Raw genomic sequence first — 10,569 nt, 5'->3', positions numbered from 1 at the left:
CATCCACGACCCTGGCGGCGAACCTCTACCTGGTGGCGGCGTTCGGCTTCCTGTTCGCCGGCGTGGTGTTCCTGATCACCGGCACCACGGCGATGTGGGTGTCGTTCTTCGCACTCGGCACCGTGTTCATCGTGCTGAGCACGACCGAGCGCGCGAAGGCCGCGAAGGCGGCGGCGGACGACGAGCCGCGGCCCGACGATCCGCAGGGCTAGCGTGGGCGCATGAAGGTGCTGGCGGCGTTCCGGGGGTCGCGCCGGCAGCCGATCCTGCAGGTGGTCAAGTCGGCCCTCGCGACGAGCGCCGCGTGGTTGCTCGCGGGGTGGCTGATCCCCGGGCCGCTGCCGGTCTTCGCCGCGATCGCGGCCCTGCTCGTCGTGCAGCCCAGCCTCAACCAGTCGGTGTCCAAAGCGATCGAGCGCTCCGTCGGCGTGGTCGCGGGCGTCGTCGTGGCCTCCCTGCTCGCCCTCGCGTTCGGCCAGTCCACCTGGGTCGTGCTCGTCGCCGTGACCGCCGCGCTGCTGATCGCCTGGCTCCTGAAGATGACCTCCGGCACTTCGAACCAGGTCGCCATCAGCGCTCTTCTCGTGCTCGGACTCGGGGCCGCCACACCGAACTACGCCGTCGACCGCGTCATCGAGACGGTGATCGGCGCCCTGCTCGGGTTCGCGGTCAACCTCGCGCTCGTGCCGCCCGTGGCGCTCAAGCCGGCGCACGCGTCCGTCGAGGCGCTCGGGATCGAGGTCGCGGCGTCGCTCGAGCGCCTCGCGGCCTCCCTCGAGACGCCGCAGACCTCCGCCGAGCTGGAGGAGCTGATGATCACGGCCCGGCTGATGCGGCCGATGGTGGTGACCGCCGACGGCGCGCTGACGACGGCCGCGGAATCGCTCACGCTCAACCCGCGCGGCCGCCGGCGACGCGATGAACTCGAGCGGCTCGAAGCGACGTTGCGGAGGCTCAGCCCGATCGTGACGCAGGTCATCGGGATGACCCGGGCCGTCTACGACCGCTACGACGACGGGCTCCCCGCCGAACCCGCGGTGCGCGCCATCGCCGACCAGCTGCGTCGCGCCGCGCACGACGTGCGGCGGGTGGTGCGCCGCACCAGTCCCGACCCCGCGAATCCGCCGACCGCGAGCCTCCCGGCCCTCACCGCCCCGCTCGCGATCGGGGCGCCGTCGTCCGAGCGATGGATCCTCGTCGGTTCGCTGCTCGAGGATCTCCGTCGCATCCACGACACCCTGTCGGTGGAGTGACACCCCACGAATCGAGGGTCAGTCCGTGGGGGTCGTCGCGAACAGTTCCGGCCAGGCGTTCGCCGCGGCGGGAGCGCCGACGAACACCACCGCATCGATCGCGAAGTGCGTCACCACGAACGGGATCACCCGCCGCTCGGTGCCGCGGGTGTACAGCCAGCCGAACACGACGCCCATCGCGAAGTTCGCGACCAACGCTCCGTAGCCCTGGTACAGGTGGTACGTGCCGCGGATCGTCGCGGAGATCAGGATGGTTCCCCAGCGGCCGACGCCGAGGTCGCCGAGGCGCGCGAACAGGTACCCGATCATGATGACCTCCTCCTGGATGGCGGCGCGGGCCGCCGTCAGGAGGAGCACGGGAATCGTCCACCACTGCTCGGTGAGGTTCGAGGCGGTGATGCCGACGCCGATCCCGAGCGCGCGACCGGCGAGGAAGATGCCGAGACCCGCGATGCCGATGGGGAGCGCGAGTCCGAGGCCGAGAAGCCCGTCCCGCACGGGATGCTTCGCGTCGATGCCGAGGCGGCCCAGGTGCGGCTTGGCCGTGCTCCAGAGCAGGAAGCAGACAAGGGCGACCGGAACGAGATCTGAGGCGATGCCCAGCAGCTGGTAGAGCAGATCGAAGATCGCCCGGGAGTCGCGGCTCGGCACGATCGTGGCGGTCTGCTGGCCGATCGGCGTCTCGAGGGTGGCGCGGTTGATGAGGGTGACGATCGAGTAGAGCGCCGACATCCCGAGCGACAGCCCGAGCACGATGACGACCTCGGCGAGGATCCGCTTCTTCACGATCACGTCAGGAGAACGAGGAGGTCGATGACGACGGCGATGGCGAGCACGCCGCCGATCGTCAAGGGGATGACATCCCAGCGCGACACCGCGGGCGCGTCCGTGCGCGCCGCGGCGGCCTGGATGGGTCGCAGGGCGTCGGAGTTGCGGTGGAACTCCTCGCTGCCCACCCCGAGCTTCCCGCGGGTGAGCCCGCCCAGCATGAGACCCTTCCCGCGCGGAGCCGACACGCCGGCCGCCCGGATGCGACGGCCGTCATCCAGCTCGAAGGTGAGGGTGAGGTTCTGCCGCACGACGGCGACCCGACTCCACGGGAGGTCGTGCACGCGACCGATGTTGGTGACGACTACCCGCTCGTCGTCGTACCGGACGTGCGGGTGGAAGAGCAGCATCCAGAGCACCCAGAGCACGATCGCCACGATCGGGGCGGTGGCGGCGACGAGCGGGAGGTCGCCGCGCACGAGCGGGTCGCCGACGAGCACGACGCCCAACGCGGTGGCCAGCCAGAACGTGACCACCACGACGGTGTCGCGCAGCACATAGCGGTGCGCGGGGCGCGCCACGGTCAGACCGAGGGGCGAGAGGATGCGACCGCCGTGTTCGCCGCCGTCGACGCGGCCGACGCCTCGACGTCGTGCGTGTAGCGGATGCGTTCCCGCCGTCCGCCCACGACCGCCTGCCGCATGTCGGGCACCGCGGACAGCAGCGACTGCGTGTACGCGTGCTTCGGGTTCGAGTAGAGCTCCTCACGCGGGGCGTTCTCGACGATCTTGCCCAGGTACATCACGGCCACCTGCGGGCAGAAGTGCCGCACGATCGCGAGGTCGTGGGCGATGAACAGGAACGCGATGTTCATCTCCTTCTGCAGGTCCTTGAGCAGGTTGATGATCTGCGCCTGGATCGAGACGTCGAGCGCCGACACCGGCTCGTCGGCGACGAGCAGCTTGGGGCTCATGGTGAGGGCGCGGGCGATGCCGATGCGCTGGCGCTGACCGCCCGAGAACTCGTGCGGGTAGCGGTTGTAGTGCTCGGGGTTGAGGCCGACGATCTCGAGCAGCTCCTGCACCCGGCGCAGGCGCGCGTTCTTCGGCACGAGGTTGTGGATCTCGAGCGGGGCGCTGATGATCTCGCCGACCGTGTGGCGCGGATTCAAGGACGTGTACGGGTCCTGGAAGATCATCTGGATGTCGCGGCGGATCGGCTTGAGCTCACGGGCGCTCGACTTCGCGATGTCTGTGCCCTCGAAGAGGATCTGGCCCGAGGTCGGCTGGTACAGGCGGGTGATCAGGCGGCCGGTCGTCGATTTGCCCGACCCCGACTCGCCCACGAGACCCAGCGCCTCGCCGGCGCCGATCGTGAACGAGACGCCGTCGACGGCCTTCACATGCCCGACGGTGCGCGTGATGATCCCGCGCGCCTTGATCGGGAAGTGCATCGTGAGGTCCTTGACCTCCAGCAGCGGGGCGCTCACGCGCGATCTCCGACCGCGATGGGCGTGAGCTTGCTCAGGTCGTGCTCCTTCAGGTGGCACCGGCGGAGGTGCCCGGGGGCGATCTCCTCCAGTTCCGGCATCACGGTGTCGGGAAGGTTGTCGGGCGCGAGGTGCTTGAACGTGCACCGCGGCGCGAACGCGCAGCCGCTCGGCGAGTCGAGCAGACTCGGCGGGTTGCCCGGGATCGGCCGCAGCGGCTCGTTCACGTCGCTCGACAGGTCGGGAACCGACTGGATGAGACCGAGCGTGTAGGGCATCGACGGCGCGGTGAGCAGCTGTCGGGTGGTCCCGTACTCGACGGCACGCCCCGCGTACATGACGAGCACGTCGTCGGCGACCTCCGCGATGACACCGAGGTCATGCGTGATCATGATCAGCGCGGTGTTGAACTCGCGCTGGAGGTCCTGCAGCAGGTCGAGGATCTGCGCTTGGACTGTCACGTCGAGCGCTGTCGTCGGCTCATCGGCGATCAGCAGCTCGGGATTGTTGATGAGTGCCATCGCGATCATCGCCCGCTGCCGCATCCCGCCCGAGAACTGGTGCGGGTAGTCGTCGACGCGTTGGTGCGCGTTCGGGATGCCGACGCGGTCGAGCATCTCGATCGCCCGGTCGCGGGCGGCCTTCTTCGACACGTCGTTGTGCACCCGGTAGGCCTCGGCCACCTGGTTGCCGATCGTGTAGTACGGGTGCAGCGCCGAGAGCGGGTCCTGGAAGATCATGGCGACGTCCTTGCCGCGACGCTGCTGCATCTCCCGGTCGCTGAGGCTCAGCAGGTCGACCCCGTCGAGCCAGATCCGGCCGCTCACCTGCGCGTTCGTCTTGCGGTGCAGGCCGAGGATCGCCGACGACGAGACGGACTTCCCCGAGCCGGACTCGCCGACGATGCCGAGGGTCTTGCCGGGCTCGAGCGTGTAGCTCAGCCCGTCGGTCGCGCGGACGAGTCCGTCGGACGTGGGGAAGTGCACCACGAGGTTCTCGACGGAGAGGAAGGGGCGGGTCATGGCTGGCTCACTTCGAGACCCGCACGCGCGGGTCGATGTAGGCGTACAGGATGTCGACGATGATGTTCATCACGATGACCGCGGTGGCGCCGACGATCACGAGTCCGATCAGCACGGGAAGGTCCTGGTTCGTGTTCGCCCGGACGGCCAGAGCTCCCATGCCCTGGTAGTTGAACACGCTTTCGGTGATGATCGCGCCGGCGAGAAGCGACGCGAAGTCGAGGCCGGCCAGGGTCACGAGGGGCGTCAGCGCCGACCGCAGTCCGTGCTTGAAGAGCACCGTGCGCTCCGGGAGGCCCTTGGCCCGTGCGGTGCGGATGTAGTCCTCGGACAGCGACTCGAGCACGAACGCGCGGGTGTAGCGCACATAGGCGGCCATGAAGAAGAGGGCGAGGGTCAGCGCGGGCAGGAAGATGCCGGTGATCCAGGGGAGGAGGTCCGCGGGTTCTCGTAAGGGTGCGAACCGTGGATAGGGATAGAGCTCCCACCGGATCGCGACGTACTGGAGGAAGAACGTTCCGATGACGAAGACCGGGAGCGCGTACACGACGAGGGTCGAGCCGACGACGACGCGATCGAGCCAGCGGCCTTTGAAGACGGCGGCGAGCACGCCGATGAGGATGCCGAAGGTGATCCAGAGCACGAAGCTCACGACCGCCAGCGAGAGGGTGGGGGGCGCGGCCTTGAGGATGAGGTCGTTGACCGTCTTCTGCTCGCTCTGCGAGTAGCCGAGGCAGGGGGCCGCGCAGTGCACGATCCGGTTCTCGAAGCCGTTGGCGATGAGCGCCTCACGGTATTCGTCGTTGACCGGGAACTCGCGCCCGACGAACACCCCGGAGACGAACGCTCCGAACTGCTCGGGGATCGACTTGTCGTAGCCGAGAAGGCCGGTCAGCTCGTCGATCTTCTCCTGGGTGCAGTAGCGCCCGCACTGGTTGATGGCGGGGTTGCCGCTCGCGAAGAACAGCGAGAAGACGGCGAAGATCATCACGACGACCATGACGACGCCGACGAGGGTACGGCGGATGATGAACGCGAGCATGGGGGGATCTTCTTCTTTCACGACCCACGGATCGGGTGGGCGCCGGCAAGGACGCCCACCCGATCACTGGTGGAACTGGCTGCTACTTACTCGGACTCGACGAAGATGGTGCCGAAGTCGGGGTACCAGCTGGAGACGCCCGACGGGGCGAATCCGCCGATGCGCGAACCGTAGAGGAAGTAGTTGCTCTGGTTCACCATCGGGATGTAGGCGCCATCGGCGGCCGCGAGCGAGTCGGCCTCGGCGAAGAGGGCGGCCGCAGCAGCGGTGTCCGTCTCCGCGAGACCCTGCTCGATGAGCGCGTCGACCTCGGCGTTGCTGTAGAACCCGTAGTTGAAGCCGACGCCGTACTGCACGTCATCCGGGTTCGAGCGCAGGATCGGCACGACGACGGTGGACGCCGACGGCCAGTCAGCACCCCAGCCGGCGAAGAACACGTCGACCTTCTGGCCGTTCTTGTCGCGATCGGCCATCTGCCCGTAGTACCCGGGGGTCGCGTCGGGCGCGATCGGGTACAGCGACACGACGAAGCCGGCGGCCTCCCAGCTCTGCTGGAGGACCGGCACGATGGTCTCGTTGGTCGGGCTGACCGCGTACGCCAGCGTCACCTCGGGGTTCGGGGTGCCGTTCTCGGCGAGCATCGCAGCGGCGGCCTCCGGGTCACCGGCGTCCGGGTCCTGCGAGAACTCGGTGTTGTCCTCGTAGCCGGCGAGACCGGTCGACATGATGCTGTTCGACACGGCACCGTAGTTCTCGCCACCGTAGGCCGCGAGCACGCCCGCCTTGTCGGTCGCCAACGCGAGCGCGCGACGCACGACCGGGTCGGTCATCGACAGCGAGTTGATCTCGAGGAAGCGGGTGTACGGGGAGACGCTCTTCACGGTGCGGTCCTCGACATCGCCGGTGACCTCCGAGTAGAAGGTCGCGGGGATGTTCGCGTCGGTGAACGCGGCCTGGTCGTCACCGTTGTCGGCGAGCAGACGCTGGAAGAGCACATCGCTGTCGGCGACGAACTCGAACAGGAACTCATCCGGAAGCGCCTGGCGCACCTCGGTGCTGTCGGTCGCCGGGTCGTACTCCGGGTTGCGCACGAAGAGTCCGCCGGACGTGCCGTCGAACTCACCGCCCTCGAGCATGTACGGGCCGTTGGAGTTGATCTCCCAGAGGGTCGAGCCGTCGTCGAACGACTCCTGGTACGGGTCGGTCACGAAGAGCGACGCGGCCGAGAGCGGGAAGTCGGCCCACGGCACGTCGAACGCGTAGGTCACGGTCTGACCGTCGGCGTAGAAGTGCTCGTCGAAGACGGCCTGGGCCTCGGGGGTCGAGGTGAACGGGCCGGTGTAGCCCGCCTCGATGACCTCCGGCGCATACGTGCTGAGGTACGCGACGCCGACGCCCGTGCCGTTGACGAGGGTCTCGTCGAACGAGCGGGAGAGGCCGTAGACGAAGTCCTGACCGGTGATCGGCGAACCGTCCTGCCAGGTCGCGCCGTCCTTGATCGTGAAGGTCCAGGTCAGGCCGTTGTCCTCGGTGGTCCCGGTGTCGGTGGCCAGGTCAGCGACCGGAGCCGCATCGGGGTCGTCGCTGATCGGGAACGCGAGGAGTCCGCGGTAGACGAGGCGGCGCAGCGAGGCGAGCTCGTTGCCGTAGTAGACGGCGGCGGGGTCGGTGCTCTCCCACTGTCCCGTGACGCCGAGGTAGGTGACGGTGCCGCCGGTGGATTCGCTGTCACCGCCGGTCGATGCTCCGCAAGCCGTGAGTGCGGTGATGACCGCACCCGCGACCGCGATGGCGCCCACGCGGGCGATCGATCGCTTCTTCATGTGTTGGATCTCCTTGGTGAGATGGTCGACGCCCGCTGCCGAGCGCCGTTCTTTCGGAGGTGTCTCCGGAAGTCGTGGGGTACCTAGCGGCTCCCCTTCGGGTCGAGCGCGTCGCGCAGCCCGTCGCCGAGCAGGTTGAACGCGACGACCAGCGTCACGAGCACGATGACGGGGATGATGAAGTAGGTGAAGTCGGCGACCGGATAGCGCACGGCATCCTGGAGCACGTTGCCGAGGGTCGGGGTCGGCTGCTGGATCGAGACGGTGAGGTAGGCGAGCGCCGCCTCGGTCGAGATGTAGGCGGGCAGCATGAGCGTGCCCTGCACGAGGATCGGCGCCCAGAGGTTGGGCAGCACCTCGCGGAACCAGCGGCGGGCGGGGCTGGCCCCGATCAGTTTCGCGGCCTCGATGTACTCGCGTTCGCGGATGCTGAGCACCTGACCGCGGATGACGCGCGCGACGCCGACCCAGCCGAAGACGGCAAGCACGAGGATCACGAAGGCGGCCCGCGAGATGTCACCCTCCGGGAGACCGACGGTCGCGGTGAGGAAGAGCAGCGCGGATCCGGACAGCGCGAGCAGCATGAGCGTCTGCGGGAACGAGAGCGTGAGGTCGATCAGGCGCCCGATGAGGGTGTCGACCCATCCGCCGGTGAGACCGGCGATGATGCCGAGCACGACGCCGGTGGCCATGGCCAGGACCGAGCCGATCAGGGCGATGGCGAGCGAGAAGGTGAGGCCGAACCAGACCCGGCTGAGGGTGTCTCGTCCGATCGCCGGCTGGATGCCGAAGGGGTGCTCCCAGCTGATGCCGCCGAAGGGTCCGATCGGGAGGCTGTCCGGACCGATCAGATCCTGGTTGATCGAGAACGGATCGAGCACGCCGAGGGCGACCAGGAAGGGCGCGGCGATGGCGAGCAGCACGTAGGCCAGCACGACGACGGCGGCGATGACGGTCTTCGTGTCGCGACGGAAGCGATCCCACGCCAGGCGCCCGGGAGACCGGCTCGTGACCTGCTTGCGCAGCGCGGCAGGTGCTGCGACGACGCCAGGAGTGATGCTGCTCATTACCCATGCCTTCGGTGTCGCTGGTTCGGTGCCGATGCGTCTTCGCAGTGACCCCCCCAGGTGAGGCACGTCGAAACCGCGCGGGTTCACGGTAAACCCATTTGGGGCATCCCGCCCAATGCACAGCTCAACTTGTTACATGGCCGAAACGAGCGGGTCGCGCGCCGCGGGGGCCATCGACGCAAGATGCGTGCGTTGGGCGATGTTTTCCTGCATGAAACCTGCTCCCACGCAACAATCCTCAAAAGTCCGGCACCTCGCGTAACGATTGTTCGGATCGTCGAAATCGGATGGACGCCCCACGTCTGCCGGGAGGTTGCTGACGGCTGGCAGACCGCCGCGCCGAAGGGGGCGCGGGTTAGAGTGTGCTCGATGCCGAGAGCCCGCCGTACCCCCCGCATCGCCGCGGTGATCGCCGCCGTCGCGGCCGGTGCGGCTCTGCTCGCCGGATGCACCACGTCGGACGTGGTCGAAGGCAGCGAGGTGGGCGTGGCCGTCGCCGAAACCTTCACGTCGCTCAATCCCGCGACCTCGTTCGCCCGTTCGAGCGCCACGAACGCCGACGTCGCCTGGCTCACCGGCGCCGCCTTCGCCGCCTACGACGCCGACTACCGGCTGGTCGAGGACCGCTCGTTCGGCACGGCGGAGATCGTCGCCGAGGATCCGCTCACGGTCCGGTACCAGGTGTCGGCGGATGCCCGGTGGTCGGACGGCACCGCGATCGACGCCGCCGACCTGCTCCTCGCCTGGGCCGCCGACTCGGGGGCGCTCAACACCCCCGACTTCGACGACGCCGACTACGTCGACCCCGACACCGGTCGGTACACGGCCGACTTCCCCGACGACGTCGTGTTCTTCGACGGGCGCATCGGCGCCGGTCTCGAGAAGGCGACGCAGACGCCGCAGCTCGGAGAGGACGGCCGCACCCTGTTCGTGCACTTCGACGAGTTCGTCCCGACCTGGAAGACGGTGCTCGCCCCCGGCATCCCGGCGCACGTGCTCCAGGTGCTCGCCACGGGGCGGGACGACGAGGACGTCGACTCGGCGAAAGCCGACCTGATCGCGACGATCATGGAGGGCGACACCGACGACCTCGGCGCGTTGGCCCGCACCTGGAACGACGCGTACAACATCGACGAGACCGACGGCGATCGCACGCCCGACGACGAGACGCTGCTGCTCTCGGCAGGCCCGTACGCCGTCACCGCGATCGACGCCACGGGCGTCACCCTCGACGCCAACCCCGAGTACCGGGGGGATCGCCGCCCGACGATCGAGACGATCACGGTGCGCTTCTCGCCCGACCCGCTCGAGTCGGCCCGGCTCCTCGCGTCAGGGGAGGTCGACATCGTCACCCCCGAGCCGACCGAGGACGTCGCGGCCGCCCTGCTCGACATCCCCGGGGTGAGCGTCGTCGCCGGGACCGAGAACCGCTTCGAGCACCTCGACCTCCAGTTCGCCGACAGTCGCACGGGCGTCTTCGCCGACCCGCGGGTTCGGGAGGCGTTCCTCCACGTCGTGCCGCGGCAGCAGATCCTCGATGAGCTGGTCATCCCCGTGCAGCCGGACGCCGTGCTGCTGGACTCGTTCCTGCTGAGGCCCGGGGCGGAGGGTTACGCCGACGCGATCGCCGACAGCGGCTCCGCCGACTACGCCTCCACGGATGTCGACGCCGCCGTCGACCTCCTCGCCGAAGCCGGGGTGACCGCGCCCGGGGTGTGCCTGCTCTTCGATCCCGCGAGCGAGCAGCGTCGGGTCGAGTTCGAGCTGCTCCGCGACAGCGCCGCGCGCGCCGGCTTCGTCGTGGCCGACTGCTCGAGCCCCGACTGGCAGGGTCTGCTCGGCGTGGCCGGCGCCTACGACGCGGCGCTGTTCGCCTGGGACACGACCCGCCTCGGCCCGGGTGCCGCGGGCGCGATCTATCGCAGCGACTCCGCTCTCGCCAACTTCTCGCGCTACGCCAACCCCGACGTCGACATCCTCGTCGACGAGCTCGCCCGCGCCGAGGACCCCGCCGAGTTCGCCCGGCTCGCCGCCGAGATCGACACCCACCTCTACGCGGATGCCTACGGCCTCCCGCTCTTCGCCTACCCGACCCTCACCGC

Annotated in this window: 10 protein-coding genes; 3 read left to right on the top strand and 7 right to left on the bottom strand. The window is 68.9% G+C overall.

Annotated elements, in window-relative coordinates; translation table 11 throughout:
* Positions 1-212: hypothetical protein (locus ACILQS_RS13115; protein WP_395640577.1), on the top strand; the 212-nt coding region annotated here is incomplete at its 5' end.
* Positions 213-221: 9 nt separating this feature from the next.
* Complete coding sequence (locus ACILQS_RS13110) at positions 222-1,253, top strand: aromatic acid exporter family protein (protein ID WP_395640576.1); 1,032 nt, start codon at positions 222-224, stop codon at positions 1,251-1,253.
* 18 nt (positions 1,254-1,271) lie between these two features.
* Here ACILQS_RS13110 and ACILQS_RS13105 read toward each other — a convergent pair whose 3' ends face one another.
* The 7 genes from ACILQS_RS13105 to ACILQS_RS13075 form a co-directional block, all read right to left on the bottom strand.
* Positions 1,272-2,045, bottom strand: coding sequence for a CPBP family intramembrane glutamic endopeptidase (locus ACILQS_RS13105; protein WP_395640575.1), 774 nt, complete (start codon positions 2,043-2,045; stop codon positions 1,272-1,274).
* The gene (locus ACILQS_RS13100; protein WP_395640574.1) at positions 2,042-2,602 is read right to left on the bottom strand and encodes a hypothetical protein; all 561 of its coding nucleotides are present in this window, start codon (positions 2,600-2,602) and stop codon (positions 2,042-2,044) included. Before ACILQS_RS13100 ends, ACILQS_RS13105 begins: the two co-directional genes overlap by 4 nt.
* 2 nt (positions 2,603-2,604) lie before the next feature.
* On the bottom strand, positions 2,605-3,510 hold the full coding sequence (locus ACILQS_RS13095) for an ABC transporter ATP-binding protein (protein WP_395640573.1): 906 nt from the start codon (positions 3,508-3,510) through the stop codon (positions 2,605-2,607).
* Positions 3,507-4,532 carry an ABC transporter ATP-binding protein gene (locus ACILQS_RS13090; RefSeq protein ID WP_395640572.1) on the bottom strand — a complete coding sequence of 342 codons (1,026 nt, stop codon included), beginning with the start codon at positions 4,530-4,532 and terminating at the stop codon, positions 3,507-3,509. Before ACILQS_RS13090 ends, ACILQS_RS13095 begins: the two co-directional genes overlap by 4 nt.
* Before the next feature lie 7 nt (positions 4,533-4,539).
* Positions 4,540-5,574 (bottom strand): ABC transporter permease, encoded by a 1,035-nt coding sequence (locus ACILQS_RS13085; protein ID WP_395640571.1) that lies wholly within the window; start codon positions 5,572-5,574, stop codon positions 4,540-4,542.
* Between the two features lie 86 nt (positions 5,575-5,660).
* A complete protein-coding gene (locus tag ACILQS_RS13080; protein WP_395640570.1) occupies positions 5,661-7,397 on the bottom strand; it encodes an ABC transporter substrate-binding protein in 1,737 nt (578 codons plus the stop codon).
* An 83-nt stretch (positions 7,398-7,480) separates the two neighbouring features.
* Entirely contained in the window at positions 7,481-8,464 is a 984-nt protein-coding gene (locus ACILQS_RS13075) for an ABC transporter permease (RefSeq protein WP_395640569.1), read from the bottom strand.
* Between the two features lie 372 nt (positions 8,465-8,836).
* Between ACILQS_RS13075 and ACILQS_RS13070 the strand changes: the two genes are divergently transcribed.
* Positions 8,837-10,569 (top strand): ABC transporter substrate-binding protein (locus tag ACILQS_RS13070; RefSeq protein ID WP_395640568.1); only part of this gene is annotated, 1,733 nt, incomplete at its 3' end.

The sequence above is a fragment of the Pseudolysinimonas sp. genome, assembly GCF_044239695.1.
Classification (GTDB): domain Bacteria; phylum Actinomycetota; class Actinomycetes; order Actinomycetales; family Microbacteriaceae; genus Pseudolysinimonas_A.
This window is presented reverse-complemented; position numbering and strand designations above follow the sequence as displayed.